The organism is Rhizomicrobium palustre, from assembly GCF_011761565.1.
Taxonomy (GTDB): domain Bacteria; phylum Pseudomonadota; class Alphaproteobacteria; order Micropepsales; family Micropepsaceae; genus Rhizomicrobium; species Rhizomicrobium palustre.
The window spans coordinates 2,198,749-2,212,081 of record NZ_JAASRM010000001.1 but is presented as its reverse complement, the minus strand read 5'-3'; the positions used below and the strand labels follow the sequence as shown (position 1 = coordinate 2,212,081).

Sequence of the window (13,333 nt, the reverse complement as noted above, 5' to 3'; positions counted from 1 at the left end):
GATGGGATCAGGCGCCCGCCCGTTCTGGGCCAAACACCTGAAACAGCCGGCCTATCGCCGAACCGGCATCGAAGTTCATCACGGCGGGGCGGTCTTGGCTGACCACCAGACGCAAATGCGGGGCCTTGGGATGGCTGCGCAGCGAAGGCGGCATGACCTGCGGTGGCACCATCGGCGGCAGGCCCTGGCGGGGAGCTTCGGCGCCATCCTCGCGGATCACCTCGGAAGCAGCGAGGCGCTGATAAGCGATGGGGCGGCCGAAAAGCTGCGTGATATCGGAGAGGATATTGACCATGCCGACAAAGCGGGTCGGCGTGGTGTCACTGAATTTTACAGGCAGGAGCACCGTTTCGAGTTCGACCATGCCGCAATCAGCGGTCGCGGCGATGGAGGAGAGGCAAACCGGCTGCTTCAAGGTGAGCGCCTGCTGCAGAAGCGAGCTCAGGGCGAGCGAGGATTGCGCCTCCCACTGGCCGAGAAAGCCGGTGCCTTTCAACTCGAAACCGAAACGCTCGCAGAGCGCGGTGCCCGCCAGACGATAAACCGGACGCAGGGGATTGGTAGCTTCCAGGATGAAAACATAGGGCAGCAGGCGCTTGATCGCGCGTGGATCGATATCGGCCTGATCGGGCACGTCCTGCCCGGCGCGGAGCCTGGACCAATATCCCACCAGCAAATGGCTGTTCTTGTGCTTCATCTGACGCTGCCTTCTTGCAGACGGGCTGTTCCCAGTTCGGAACACCACCTCGCCGCTTGAAGGGGCACAGAGCGAAAGCCGTGCCAGTTTGTAAGATGCTTACCGGCTCCAGGGGCCGCGGGGCGTGCGGGGCCCAAAAAACGGCACGCCGGAGGATTTCAGGAAGGGGGTGAGCGCGATACCGGCCCCGAACCCGCCCAAATGCGCCCACCAGGCGATGCCTGAGGTATCGGGCCCGGTCAGCGCCAGAAGCTGCATGGCGAACCACACACCCACCACCCACATCGCATTCACCCGGAAGGGGTAAAGGATGATCAGAAGCGGGACGAGCACCGTTACCTTGGCGCGCGGGTAAAGCAGCATATAGGCGCCTAAAACCCCCGAAATAGCCCCCGACGCCCCCACCATGGGACGGATCGACAAGGGATCCATAAAGGCCATGGTCAGCGCCGCCGCCAATCCCGCCAAAAGGTAGAAGAGCAGGAAGCGCACATGCCCCATCGCCTCTTCGATATTATTCCCGAAGATCCAGAGGTAGAGCATGTTGCCGGCCAGATGCAGAAAGCCCCCATGCAGGAACATGGCGGTGAAGATGGTCGCCATGGCCGAAGGGCTCGCCTCGAATTGGGGCGACATCAAATGGGACGGGATGAAGCCGTACTGAACCAGCGAATCCCCGAAAGCATCGCCTTGCAGCTGCAGCTGCCAGAGATAGACCCCGACGCAGGCCAAAATCAGCGCCCAAGTGACCAGGGGCGTGATCCGCGTGGGATTATCGTCCGATATCGGGATCATGAAGCTCCCCCTGCCCGCCCTGCGCGCGCAGATACTGTCCCGATTTGACCCATCAAAGACGGCTTTCGCAAGGCAAGGCTGGCAGTTGCGTTGGCATAATTCGTGAAGCGGTAGCGGCGATATTCCACGCAAAGGCGCGTGGAGGGAATGGAGCTATAGCATGTCGCCGAAGGCTTTAAAGTTGGCAACCGCGCTGGTGGTTTCCTCTGCCTTGACGCTTATTCCGGCGGCTGAGGCCTGCGATACCCCGCCGCCTGCGCATGGCGGCAATCCCATCGGCGGCGGCATCACCATCAACAAGCCGATCACGATCAATAAGCCGGTCACGATCAACAAGGACGTCAATATCTATAAGCCGGTAACGATCAACAAAACCATCGACGCCTCCAAGAACATCACCATCAATAAGAATATCGAGATCAACAAATCCATCGTCATCAACAAGGGCGGCGGCGCGGACGCCGCGGCTTGGGCAGCCGCCTATGCCAGCGCAGCGGCGAGCGCCAGCGCCTCGGTCAGCAATAACATCGTGATCTATGGCGGCGGCGGCTACAGCGAATACGTCACCGTCAATCGCGGTGGCGGCGAGATCGGCGTGATCAATGCAGTGCCCCAGGCGAGCAGCCAGTGCGAGATGCAGGAAGCCACCCTGGTCAAATCGGTGCATGCGGTCTGCGTCGGCTTTGATGGACGCGAATTTCCCGCCTCCCATATGGTGGGCGAGACCTGGGTCGATAGCGGGCTGGAAGGCGAAGTCTTGCGCTGCATTCCCGGCGCCCATCTGAAAGTCACGCTGGGCGATGTCCTGCAGACCGACCAGGGCTTAGCCGGCACCTATGCGAGCGGCCAGGTTTTGGAATGCGGCGCCAATGAAGCCTTAAGCCACTTCAAGGACGGCATGCTGAAATGCACCCCGAAAGTGGCGGTGAAGGATTGCACCGAACGCAGCAATCTCAGGCGCTGGGGCTCGGGCGATCTCTTCTTCAGCTTCCGCACCAAAGTCTGCGTGCCAAGCAAAACCCAAACCCGCGCGGCAAGCGCCCGCGAAATCGAGCTGAACGGCCTGTCGCTGAGCGGCGGCGTCGGAGACAGGTAAGTTTTAGCAATATAATTGTGCTGAGGGAAATGGGAGGGGGGAGTACCCCCTCTCTCAAAAACACGAATTCAAATCCCCGATTTTTCCGCTAACCCGCTGAGCCGAATTCAGAAACGGGCTGAAAGAAGGGCGCCGCCAGAGCGCCTCGCGCGCGTCAGCGCAAGCGATATGCATTTTCCAACGCGGTCAAAGAGCACCCTTAAAGGTGGGAAGCCGCTGCCCGGGTTTCAAGTCACAATGACTTAGCGCCCGCCCTGCGACACGGTACGTGCCGCCGACTTAACCGGGCTGAACGGGCCGCGTGAGACGAACGGCACAAACCAGCGCGTTCGGGGCGAGGCATGCCGCACCACGGTGGTTGAGGGCACATGGAATTTTTTCAATAAGATACCAACTGCGTCAGCCATAGCCTTGGTTGCGACATAATCAGACGGCCTCATCTGCAAAACACATTGCCGGGCCAACCCGGCAGATAAGCAGCATTTGGGGAGGTCATATTGCGTACACGGATCAGTATATTTGCGTTCGCCTTGCTGAGCATCGCAGGCCCCAGCCTTGCCGATGACTCTTTACCGCCGGGGCTTCCGGCACTTGCGCCGCGCACCGAATGTGCGCCGCTTTCCGACAATGCAGGCGGCGGCGCCAATGCAGATAGCCGCGCTATCGCAAGCCATATCATGCCCGCACTGACCGGTAGCGCAACCAAAGCCCAAAGCATCGACGAACGCTTGCAGCAGATGAAGCTCGCGGGCGTGAGCGTGGCGGTGATCCGCGGCGGCAAGCTCGCTTGGTCCAAAGGCTGGGGCTATCGCGATATTTCAAGCTGTGCGCCGGTAACGCCCGAGACGCGCTTCCAAGCTGCCTCGATGAGCAAAACCATCGCCGCTGTTTTGGCGATGCGGCAGGTCGAACAAGGCCACATCAAGCTGGATGAGAATATCAATCGCGCCCTGACACGCTGGCATCTGCCTGAAGATGCGCGTTTCGCACCAGGCTTTGTCACGCTGCGCCAAATCTTGCGCCACACCGCTGGTCTCGGCACACCCGGGTTCACGGGCTATCAGCCGGGTACGCCTGTTCCGACGCTGCTGCAAATCCTGGATGGCACCTCGCCCGCCAACACGCCCGCCGTGCGCCTTGAGGCCAAGCCCGGCGAAGCCTTCAATTACTCCGGCGGCGGCTACATGATCGTGCAAGCGGCTTTGGAAGATACGACGCATAAACCCTATGCCGTGCTGGCCGAAGAAGATCTTTTAAAGCCGCTCGGCATGACGCATTCGAGCTATGCCCAGCCACCAGGCGCGGCGGAGAAGGTCAATATCGCGGCGGGTCACCATCTGGGCCGCCCCTTCGTCGATAAATATAACACCTATCCCGAATTCGCCGCGGCAGGGCTTTGGACAACGCCGAGCGATATGGCGCGCTTCCTGATCGATGTCCGCGCTGCGGCGGCGGGAGAACAAGGTCATCGTCTCAAGCCCGAAACGGTCAAGGAGATGCTGGTCAATGGACCCGGCGATTGGGGCCTCGGCTTCGCCTTCTTCGGCGAAACCAAGGACAAGCTCTTTGGTCATATGGGCGGCAATTGGGGTTTTCTCTGCTGGATGCTGATTGATCCTAAATCCGGCGACGGGATTGTGATCATGAGCAATGGCGAACGCGGGCTGACCATGGCGTCGGATATCTTGCGCGCAACCTCTAAGTATTATGGCTGGGCGAATTTCAAAAGCCGCCCCTTGATGCAGGCCCTTGCCTCCAAGCCGCTTTTTGTGCGCGGCTCGATGAATGATTGGGCGAGCAAGGACGAGTTGAAGCCGGTTGGCAAAGGTCTGTGGCAAGCCGATGTCGCGTTGAAGGAAGGCGACAATGAGTTCAATCTTGCCTCCAGCGACGGCGAGATAAATCTCGGAGCCATCATCGGCGGCACGGATACCATCACGGATAAGGAGCTGGCGCTCACCTCGGATGGCGACACCCTGCATATCCATGCCAAGAAGGCTGGGACCTATCGCATCCACCTGAAGGCCGAAGACACTGGTGCGGCGTCCATATCGGCAACGGGGGGTTAAAGCCCCCCGCCTTTAAATCCGCACGCTCAAACTCACCGCACCGAACTGATCCGACGACTTTTGGGTTTTGTATTCGCGGGTGCGGAAGACATGGGTGAAGGCGATGCGTAGCGACGAGAACGTCACCGCCGCGCCAAGGGTGAGATCGCCGACGAAGAGATCCTTGTCGACCGAAGGGCTGTCGCGCCAGGTATTGCCATCTAGGAAGATGTTGCGCGCCATGATGCGCCCATCCACGCCCGCGAAGGCGTAAGCCGAGAAGCCCGCCTGCGGTTCGAAGTAGGATGACCCTGGCAAAGAGGGCTGCATGCGCAAGGGACCGAAATCATCGGGCAGATTGAAGCCGAGCCGCACCATCGCGCCCGCATTGGCGTAATCATAGACCGTGCCCACCGCGCCGCCAAGATGCGGTTCTATATCGAGCACCACACCCAAGATGCTTTGGGGCGGAATGATCTTCAGGCTGCGCTCATATGTGAGTGTCACGGCAGGCTCGTTATGGAGCTGATAATGCCAGCCCTTGGGCTTGTCGTCATCGATGATGGAATGGACCCAGAATTGGGTTTCCTTGGCGAGCGCCATCGGCCCCACCACACCGAGCTGCAATTCCAATTGATCAAGCCGGTCCTGATTGGCCTGCATCAGCCCGAGGCTGATATAGGTGTAGCCGGCATAAGGCCGCTCTGTTGCAAGCGGCACGGCGAGGGTGGTGTGTTCGGGGGTGAAGATATCTTGCCCCAAGGAATAGCTGGTACGCACATCGCCCTTATCGGCAAAGAAAGGCAGCGCCCGCGCCAGAGCGACAATGGTCGCGTTATTGCCGCTGGGCGGCGTGACATAGGTGATTTCGGCGCCGTTGGTGTAATCGCGGTCCGAGTTATAGAAAATGTCGTTTTCCCAGATGATCGAGAGCGCGCCGGAGGGCTCCTCCGCCGCTGCGGGAACCCAAGCCAGTGTAATGTATGCGAGCACGATGGATTTGCGAAATGTCATGGCACAGCCCCTCTACGTCCAGGGGTAAACGCGCAGCCTGACGAAGAAGCCATCGGCGAAGGGCTGGAACGGTGATTTCTCCGCCCTATGGCGCGGGCGCAACAGCGTCGTGGCGCATATCGGGCTCGTGGCGCGCGACCAGATCACTTCTTTTCAGCCAAAACAGGATCGCACCCAGGGGCAGCGAAATCTGCACCATCCAAGGCATAAAGCCGCTGGTGAAAAACCGCATCGCGGAAACGCCCATGCTGAACACCGTCCAGCTCAGCGCGCCCGTCGTCCAGTTCATGCTGATCGAACCAAAAGAGATAAGGACAAAGATCACCCACAGCCATTTGCGCTTGGCGATAGGGGTGAAGAGGCAGGCATACACGCTGATGAGCCAGAAGAGGTACAGCGCAAGCGCCACGCCCGTGAAAATGAAATGCGCTGGGCTTTTGCCCGCGAGGGTCAGGGCATTGCGCTGTGACAGCGGAACGGCCTCAGGCTGCACATAGAGCCCGTAGACCGACAGCTTTCCGTCTTTGCGATAGAGCTTGATCTGCGCCAGCAAGGACTTTTCGCGGAAGGTATATTCATAGAGGAAGACATAGGTCTTGATCCCGTCATTCGAACGCGCCTCCCAGGTCGAACTGACAAGATTGAGCCGCTTGGGCTCTTCTTGCGGGAAGAGCTGGGCCACCCGTTCCAGCGCGCCGGGCACTTTCGCCGCCGTTACCGCAGGATCGAAAGCCGCCGCGACAGGGGCAAATTTGCGCTGGCGCAGGTTTTCAAAGGCGGCACGCGCAAACCCGGACTCTTCCTTGGGCGCGAAAAGGCCCGTGGCCAAACCCGAAAGGTCTGCCTGCGGCACGAGTAAGAGAATCGGGACTGGGGCCACGAAAACCAGGAAAACCAGCGCCGCGACGATCCACTTACCCATGAAAGCCCCCGTTTTCGCTGCCACACCTACCTTATAAGTTGAATCTCCTCCACCGCGCCGGTTTACAAATGGACGCGAAGGCGGAAAATCTGCCTAAAAGCGACTGCGGCGGAAGATTCCGGGGTGAATCTGTTGAAAGTCGAACCAATCGCTTGACCCCGAAACTTTGACCAGTATATTGCGCCGCTCGCTGAGGAGCCCGCGTTCCTCGGTAAAACCATTCTATTCAGGGACTTGGCTCATGTTCGCGGTAATCCGCACGGGCGGCAAACAATACAAGGTGGCTCAGGACGACGTCCTGAACATCGAAAAGGTCGCCGGCGACGTCGGCGCCGAACTGAAAATCGGTGAAGTCCTGGTGCTTGGCGGCGAGTCCCCCAAGACCGGCGCCCCGCTGGTTGAAGGCGCGTCCGTGACCGCCGAAATCCTTGCCCAGGGCAAGGGTGAAAAGGTCGTGGCCTTCAAGAAGAAGCGCCGCAAGAACACGCATCGGAAGCGCGGCCATCGCCAAAGCTTCACCCAGATCAAGATCACGGCAATCTCGGCCTAAGGGAGCGGACTATGGCACATAAGAAAGCAGGCGGTTCCTCCCGCAACGGTCGCGACTCTGCCGGCCAGCGCCTCGGCGTGAAGATTTTCGGCGGCCAGGCGATCGACGCCGGCAATGTGATCATCCGTCAGCGCGGCACCCAATTCCACCCGGGTAAGAACGTCGGCATGGGCAAAGACCACACCCTCTTTGCGCTTACCGATGGTCACGTATCCTTCCATAAGGGCTTCAAGCGCCGCACCTTCGTTTCGGTCCTTCCGGCGATTACGGCTACGAAGCAGGCAGCGGAATAGGCAGCTGAAGACATAGGCTGCCACTAAGATGGCGGCCCACAAGGCAAGGGAGATGGTCCGCCATCTCCCTTTTTTGTTCCCTTGCCATCAACGCCTGAAAGGGAACCAAAATGCCTAGATTAGAGACCGAGCGGTTATTGTTAAGGCCCCCTGTTTTTGGGGATGCCCCGGCCATCGCGCGCTGGCTTGGCGATTACGAGATCGCCAAGAACATGGACTCCTCCCCCTTCCCGATTACGACGCGCGATGCCGAGCACCTCGTAAAGAAGGCTATTGAGGACCAAGCCAGGGGCGAGGCGTATAGCTTTGCCATTGTCCGAAAGGAATCCGGGCGTCTTCTAGGTTTCTGCTCGTTGACCCTCCATGAGGGTGCATATGAGATTTCCTTCTGGATCGCCCGCCCCTTCTGGGGCCAGGGCTTTGCCAGTGAAGCCGCCAAGAAGCTTGCCGGATTCGCCTTCAAGACCTTGAAGGCCGAGCGCATTGCCGCGCGCTGGTTCGATGATGCCCCTGCTTCGGGACGCGTCTTGGGCAAGCTCGGCTTTACGCCTCTCCGCGCTGAGGCGTCGACCACCCCGGCCAGGGGCCTGAAGGCCCTGAGCCACAGGATGGAGCTGTACCGGGAGAATTTCGGTCGAAAGCCGCGCCGAGTGTCTCCTCAACAATCCCACTGGGTCCCGCAACGGAGCGGACTTCGATGGGATGCCGCTCTAACCTGCTGTCAGGGGGCGTAAAATGACCAGATTGGACACACAGCGCCTCCTGTTGAGCGCACCTGAGGAGAGCGATCTGGCTGCGTTTGCGCTGGGACTTGGCGACTTCACCGTCGCCAAGAACTTGGCCACCGCGCCCCACCCCTATGACGAGAGCGACGCCAAGGCATTCCTTTCCATGGTGACCGAAGCTCGCGCCCGGGGAGAGGCCTACGTCTTCGCCATCCGCAAGAAAGAGGGTGGCGAAACCATCGGCTGTTGCGGCCTTAACCTCAAAGATGGGCGCTTTCAGCTCGGCTATTGGATCGCCAAACCCTATTGGAAACAGGGCTTTGCGACCGAAGCTGCGGCCCGGCTCCTGCATTTCGCCTTTGATGTTTTGAAGGCGGATGAGGTCTGGGCGGGCTGGTATCACGACAACCTCGCCTCCGGCCGGGTGCTCGGAAAACTCGGCTTTCAGGCGAGCCATGTGGAGAAACAATTCTCCCGCGCCCGCGCTGAAGCCGTGCTTTGCAACCGCACGCGGTTGACGGCGGCCCATTTCGAGCGAAAAAAGGCGCTGTTTACGGCCCCTCGTCAGGCCCCTCACCCCGATGAGATCAGCGGTTTCGTCCCCACGGCGATTGCGTCATAACACTCGGCGGCCCTCCTGGTGAGAAGGGGGGCCAGCCATGACGAGTTTGGAGTTCCGATGAAGTTCCTCGACCAGGCCAAGGTCTATATTCAATCCGGTGCAGGCGGGAACGGCTGCATCGCCTTTCGCCGCGAGAAATTCATCGAATACGGTGGACCTTGGGGCGGCGATGGCGGACGCGGCGGCGATGTCTGGGCCGAAGCGGTCGACAATCTCAACACGCTGATCGACTACCGCTATCAACAGCATGTCCGCGCCAAGAATGGCGAAGGCGGCATGGGCAAGGTGATGACCGGCGCGGGCGGCGATGATGCCGTGCTAAAAGTGCCAGTCGGCACGCAAATCTATGAAGAAGACAACGAGACCCTGATCGCCGATCTTTCCGAAGTCGGCCAGCGGGTGCAATTGCTGCGCGGCGGCAATGGCGGCTTTGGCAATGCGCATTTCAAAAGCGCCACCAACCAATGCCCGAAATTCGCCAATCCCGGCCAGCCGGGCGAAGAAAAGACGATCATCCTGCGCCTGAAGCTCGTTGCTGATGCCGGGCTGATTGGCTTGCCCAATGCCGGTAAATCGACGTTTCTCTCGCGCGTTTCGGAAGCCAAGCCCAAGATCGCCGATTATCCTTTCACGACGCTCAATCCGCAGCTTGGCATGGTGCGTATCGATGGCACCGATTTTGTGCTCGCCGATTTACCGGGGCTGATCGAAGGCGCGCATGAAGGCGTCGGCCTCGGCGATCGCTTCTTAGGCCATGCCGAGCGCTGCAACGTGATCCTGCATTTGATCGACGGCACCGAAAGCGAAATCACCAAGGCGTACAAAACCATCCGTGGCGAGCTTGATGCCTACGGTAACGGCCTGATGGACAAGCCCGAGATCGTGGCGCTGAACAAGGTCGACGCGATTCCGCCAGAGGCGCTTTCCAAGAAGAAGGCGGCGCTAAAAAAAGCCTGCGGCCACGACGTTTTCGTGATCTCGGGCGTGACCGGCGAAGGGGTGACCGAAATCCTGCGCGCCATCGCCGAAATCGTGCGCAACAAACGCGCCGCGGACAAAGCGATCAACGAACCCAAAACGGAATGGGCGCCGTGAGTGCTGATGCGGCACATTCCTTCACCCTCCCCTTGAGGGAGGGTCGATACGCCCGAGCGCAGCGCGCGACGGCGGATCGGGGAGGGGTATGTCGTGTCGCCGATAACGACGCAAAGCGCCTGAACATGCGCAGCCTTATTCTGAGAAATCAGACAGACTTCCTCGTCACGACATACCCCTCTCCGAAATTTGCTTCCGCAAATTTCGACCCTCCCTCAAGGGGAGGGTAAGAGCTCGTGCTATGACCGATATCCTGTCCTCCGCCCGCCTCATCGTCATCAAGGTTGGTTCTTCGCTGTTGGTCGATGGCGAGACGGGGACTCTGCGGCGCGAATGGCTGAACTCGCTGGCGGCAGACATCGCCGCCTTGAAGCGCGAAGGCAAAGGCGTGGTGCTGGTTTCCTCCGGCGCCATCGCGCTGGGGCGGCGGGCCTTGAAGCTGAAGCCCGGACCGTTGCGGCTCGAAGAAAGCCAGGCGGCAGCAGCGGCGGGACAAGTACGCCTTGCGGGCGCCTGGGCGGATGTGTTGCGCACCGAAGATATCATCGCGGCGCAGGTGCTGCTCATCCTCGATGATACCGAGGATCGCAGGCGCTATTTGAATGCCCGCGCGACGCTGAAAACCTTGCTCGAATTGGGCGCGGTGCCCGTGATCAACGAGAACGACACGGTGGCGACTAGCGAAATTCAGTTCGGCGATAACGACCAGCTTGCCGCCCGCGTCGCCTCCATGATGGAAGCCGATTGCCTGGTGCTGCTGTCGGACGTGGATGGGCTTTATACCGCCAATCCGGGACTTGATCCGAACGCGGAGCATATCTCCGAAGTGCCCCATATCACGCCTGAGATCGAGGCGATGGCGGGCGGATCGATTTCCGGCTTCGGGCGCGGCGGCATGACCTCCAAAATCATCGCAGCGAAAATCGCGATTGCGGCGGGCTCAGATGTCGTGATCGCCAAGGGCAAACCCTCTCATCCCATTGCTGCTATTCGTAACGGCGCGCGCAGCACGCGTTTCTTTGCTTCCGAAAGCCCGGCGGCGGCGCGCAAGCGCTGGATCGGCGGCGTGCTGCACCCCCAAGGCGTCTTGATCGTGGATGATGGTGCGGTTCGGGCGTTGAAGAAGGGCTCGAGCCTGCTTCCCATCGGCATCCGCCAAATTGATGGCCGTTTTGAGCGCGGCGACGCAGTGATCGTGAAAGACCAGAAGGGCGAAGAAATCGCACGGGGCCTGACGGCCTATGGTGCGGGCGATGCCGAACGCATCGCGGGCAAGAAAAGCGCGGAGATTGAAGACATTCTGGGCTATAGCGGCCGCGATGAGATGATCCATCGTGACGACCTGATCCTGATGGTGGAACATGGCTGACACCCTGGTCACCGAGATGAACGCGTTGGGGGAGGCCGCGAAATCGGCCGCGCGCGCGATCCGCGAAGCTTCCACCGAGACCAAGAAAAAAGCGCTTCTGGCCGCCGCCGCCGCGATCCGTGCGAGCAAAGCTGCGATCCTCGCCGCCAATGGCGAAGATATGGCGCGGGCGAAGGATAACGGGCTTTCCGGCTCCATGCTCGACCGGCTGATGCTGGATGAAAAGCGCGTGGAAGCCATGGCGAAGGGCATCGAAGAGATCGCCGCCCTGCCCGATCCGGTCGGGCGCGAGTTGGCGCGCTGGAGCCGCCCCAATGGCCTCGACATTGCGCGCGTCGCCACCCCTATCGGCGTGATCGGGATCATTTATGAGAGCCGCCCGAATGTGACGGCGGATGCCGCCGCGCTCTGCCTGAAGAGCGGCAATGCGGTGATCCTGCGCGGCGGGTCTGAATCGGTGAAATCCTCGCACAGCATTTTGGCGGCGATCCAAGACGGGCTCGCTGCGGCGGGGTTGCCGAAAGAGATTGTGCAGCTGGTGCCGACCACCGACCGTGCTGCCGTGGGGCTGTTGCTCAAAGGGCTTTCAGGCGCCGTGGATCTTATCATCCCGCGCGGCGGCAAATCCCTTGTGGCACGGGTGCAAGATGAAGCGCGTGTGCCGGTGCTGGCGCATCTGGAAGGCATTTGCCACACCTATATTCACCCCAGCGCGGATGCGGAAAAAGCCCGCGCCATTGTGGTGAATGCGAAGATGCGGCGTACCGGCGTCTGCGGCTCGACCGAGACCCTTCTGATTGACCGCGGCGTCGCGCCGGAACTGACACTCGCCGTGCTGAACGATCTTACCGCCAAGGCTTGCGAGATTCGTGGCGATGATTCCATTCGCGCGCTCTATCCCGCCGCTAAGCCCGCTACGGAAGAAGATTGGCGCACAGAATATCTTGATGCGATTATCTCCGTGAAAGTCGTGGATGGGGTGGAAGCCGCCATTGCCCATATCGAGCATTACGGTTCGCATCACACCGATGCAATCATCACGGAAGACGCCAACGTCGCGGCGCGCTTCCTCAACGGGATCGATTCCGCCATCGTGATCTGGAATGCCTCCACCCAATTTGCCGATGGCGGCGAGTTCGGCATGGGAGCGGAGATCGGTATCGGCACCGGCAAAATGCACGCCCGCGGCCCCGTCGGCGTCGAACAGCTCACGACGTTCAAATACATGCTGCGCGGCACGGGGCAGATTCGTGGGTAAAGCTCTTCAATTTTACCTCCCCCTTGTGGGGAGGTCGAAATTTGCTTCCGCAAATTTCGGGTGGGGAGTTCTCACCGAGCGCTTCCCCCCACCCGGATCGCTTCGCTCTCCGCTCGCACGCTGGCGCCACTCGCCCCCGCAAGGGGGGGGTGATGGGGAATTGCCATGACTTTCCTTCGTCCCCCTGGCCCCATCGCCAAGGGATTGCGCATTGGTTTGCTGGGCGGGTCGTTCAATCCGGCGCATGCGGGGCATCGCTATGTCGCGGAAACCGCGATCAAGCGGATGAAACTCGATTACGTCTGGTTCCTGGTCTCGCCGCAGAACCCTTTGAAGCCCACCAAGGGCATGGCGCCGCTTCAGGCCCGGCTTGCGAGCGCGCGCGCCATTGCCAAGGGTGACCGCCGCCTCATCATCAGCGACCTCGAGCAGACCATCGAAAGCCGCTACACCAATGACACGGTGCGGGTCCTAAAATCGCGCTTCCCGGATGTAGATTTCTTCTGGCTGATGGGCAGCGACAATCTGGAACAGTTCCACCGCTGGCAGCATTGGCAGGATATTCTCGACCACCTGCCCGCTATCGTGGTGCAACGCCCCGGCTATGTTCTGGCCGCGCTCAAGGCCAAGGCCATCCAGGCCATGGGCTATCGCTTCACCGTCCTGGATGGGCGGCGAAATGAACTCAGCGCCACCGCCATCCGAGCCCGCAGTAGCGAGGCTAAGGCTGGCGTGGTAGATTAGCAGTCACATCTATCCTCACGGAGAACGATCCTGGTTACCAAGAAGGCAACTGCCAAAAAGCCCGCCGCGAAAAAATCGGCAGCCCAAAAGCCCAAAGCGAAGAAG

The 13,333-nt window shown here is 60.4% G+C and carries 14 protein-coding genes; 10 read left to right on the top strand and 4 right to left on the bottom strand.

Going from position 1 to position 13,333, the window contains the following annotated elements; all coding sequences use genetic code 11:
* Nucleotides 1-7: 7 nt before the first annotated feature.
* Nucleotides 8-697: a PAS domain-containing protein gene (locus tag FHS83_RS09920; protein WP_167082806.1), complete on the bottom strand. Its 690-nt coding sequence runs from the start codon at nt 695-697 to the stop codon at nt 8-10.
* A 99-nt stretch (nt 698-796) separates the two neighbouring features.
* Nucleotides 797-1,492, bottom strand: coding sequence for a rhomboid family intramembrane serine protease (locus FHS83_RS09915; RefSeq protein ID WP_167082805.1), 696 nt, complete (start codon nt 1,490-1,492; stop codon nt 797-799).
* 160 nt (nt 1,493-1,652) lie between these two features.
* Here FHS83_RS09915 and FHS83_RS09910 point away from each other — a divergent pair, with 160 nt between their 5' ends.
* Both FHS83_RS09910 and FHS83_RS09905 read left to right on the top strand, forming a co-directional pair.
* Nucleotides 1,653-2,588, top strand: coding sequence for a hypothetical protein (locus FHS83_RS09910; protein WP_167082804.1), 936 nt, complete (start codon nt 1,653-1,655; stop codon nt 2,586-2,588).
* 497 nt (nt 2,589-3,085) lie between these two features.
* Nucleotides 3,086-4,657, top strand: coding sequence for a serine hydrolase (locus FHS83_RS09905; RefSeq protein WP_167082803.1), 1,572 nt, complete (start codon nt 3,086-3,088; stop codon nt 4,655-4,657).
* 12 nt (nt 4,658-4,669) lie between these two features.
* On the opposite strand, the gene FHS83_RS09900 is transcribed toward FHS83_RS09905, so the two are convergent.
* Together FHS83_RS09900 and FHS83_RS09895 are read right to left on the bottom strand one after the other, a co-directional pair.
* Nucleotides 4,670-5,650 carry a lipid A deacylase LpxR family protein gene (locus FHS83_RS09900; protein ID WP_167082802.1) on the bottom strand — a complete coding sequence of 327 codons (981 nt, stop codon included), beginning with the start codon at nt 5,648-5,650 and terminating at the stop codon, nt 4,670-4,672.
* Nucleotides 5,651-5,735: 85 nt separating this feature from the next.
* Nucleotides 5,736-6,572, bottom strand: a complete 837-nt coding sequence (locus tag FHS83_RS09895; protein ID WP_167082801.1) for a hypothetical protein — start codon at nt 6,570-6,572, stop codon at nt 5,736-5,738.
* Between the two features lie 241 nt (nt 6,573-6,813).
* On the opposite strand from FHS83_RS09895, the gene rplU reads away from it, so the two are divergent.
* The 8 genes from rplU to nadD all read left to right on the top strand — a co-directional run bounded on the left by rplU (nt 6,814) and on the right by nadD (nt 13,228).
* Nucleotides 6,814-7,122 carry a 50S ribosomal protein L21 gene (gene rplU, locus FHS83_RS09890; protein ID WP_167082800.1) on the top strand — a complete coding sequence of 103 codons (309 nt, stop codon included), beginning with the start codon at nt 6,814-6,816 and terminating at the stop codon, nt 7,120-7,122.
* Between the two features lie 11 nt (nt 7,123-7,133).
* Entirely contained in the window at nt 7,134-7,415 is a 282-nt protein-coding gene (gene rpmA / locus FHS83_RS09885; RefSeq protein ID WP_167082799.1) for a 50S ribosomal protein L27, read from the top strand.
* A 110-nt stretch (nt 7,416-7,525) separates the two neighbouring features.
* On the top strand, nt 7,526-8,149 hold the full coding sequence (locus FHS83_RS09880) for a GNAT family N-acetyltransferase (RefSeq protein ID WP_167082798.1): 624 nt from the start codon (nt 7,526-7,528) through the stop codon (nt 8,147-8,149).
* Nucleotide 8,150: 1 nt separating this feature from the next.
* Nucleotides 8,151-8,762, top strand: coding sequence for a GNAT family N-acetyltransferase (locus tag FHS83_RS09875; protein WP_167082797.1), 612 nt, complete (start codon nt 8,151-8,153; stop codon nt 8,760-8,762).
* Nucleotides 8,763-8,819: 57 nt separating this feature from the next.
* Nucleotides 8,820-9,857, top strand: coding sequence for a GTPase ObgE (obgE, locus tag FHS83_RS09870; protein ID WP_167082796.1), 1,038 nt, complete (start codon nt 8,820-8,822; stop codon nt 9,855-9,857).
* A gap of 241 nt (nt 9,858-10,098) precedes the next feature.
* Nucleotides 10,099-11,226 (top strand): glutamate 5-kinase, encoded by a 1,128-nt coding sequence (proB, locus tag FHS83_RS09865; RefSeq protein WP_167082795.1) that lies wholly within the window; start codon nt 10,099-10,101, stop codon nt 11,224-11,226.
* The gene (locus tag FHS83_RS09860) at nt 11,219-12,484 is read left to right on the top strand and encodes a glutamate-5-semialdehyde dehydrogenase (RefSeq protein WP_208414418.1); all 1,266 of its coding nucleotides are present in this window, start codon (nt 11,219-11,221) and stop codon (nt 12,482-12,484) included. Before proB ends, FHS83_RS09860 begins: the two co-directional genes overlap by 8 nt.
* A gap of 165 nt (nt 12,485-12,649) precedes the next feature.
* Entirely contained in the window at nt 12,650-13,228 is a 579-nt protein-coding gene (gene nadD / locus FHS83_RS09855; protein ID WP_208414416.1) for a nicotinate (nicotinamide) nucleotide adenylyltransferase, read from the top strand.
* Nucleotides 13,229-13,333: the final 105 nt, after the last annotated feature.

Coding starts and splice junctions, on each gene's coding strand:
- FHS83_RS09920 (WP_167082806.1), bottom strand. CDS start 697: ATGAAGCACAAGAACAGCCATTTGCTGGTGGGATATTGGTCCAGGCTC.
- FHS83_RS09915 (WP_167082805.1), bottom strand. CDS start 1,492: ATGATCCCGATATCGGACGATAATCCCACGCGGATCACGCCCCTGGTC.
- FHS83_RS09910 (WP_167082804.1), top strand. CDS start 1,653: ATGTCGCCGAAGGCTTTAAAGTTGGCAACCGCGCTGGTGGTTTCCTCT.
- FHS83_RS09900 (WP_167082802.1), bottom strand. CDS start 5,650: ATGACATTTCGCAAATCCATCGTGCTCGCATACATTACACTGGCTTGG.
- FHS83_RS09895 (WP_167082801.1), bottom strand. CDS start 6,572: ATGGGTAAGTGGATCGTCGCGGCGCTGGTTTTCCTGGTTTTCGTGGCC.
- rplU (WP_167082800.1), top strand. CDS start 6,814: ATGTTCGCGGTAATCCGCACGGGCGGCAAACAATACAAGGTGGCTCAG.
- rpmA (WP_167082799.1), top strand. CDS start 7,134: ATGGCACATAAGAAAGCAGGCGGTTCCTCCCGCAACGGTCGCGACTCT.
- FHS83_RS09880 (WP_167082798.1), top strand. CDS start 7,526: ATGCCTAGATTAGAGACCGAGCGGTTATTGTTAAGGCCCCCTGTTTTT.
- FHS83_RS09875 (WP_167082797.1), top strand. CDS start 8,151: ATGACCAGATTGGACACACAGCGCCTCCTGTTGAGCGCACCTGAGGAG.
- obgE (WP_167082796.1), top strand. CDS start 8,820: ATGAAGTTCCTCGACCAGGCCAAGGTCTATATTCAATCCGGTGCAGGC.
- proB (WP_167082795.1), top strand. CDS start 10,099: ATGACCGATATCCTGTCCTCCGCCCGCCTCATCGTCATCAAGGTTGGT.
- FHS83_RS09860 (WP_208414418.1), top strand. CDS start 11,219: ATGGCTGACACCCTGGTCACCGAGATGAACGCGTTGGGGGAGGCCGCG.
- nadD (WP_208414416.1), top strand. CDS start 12,650: ATGACTTTCCTTCGTCCCCCTGGCCCCATCGCCAAGGGATTGCGCATT.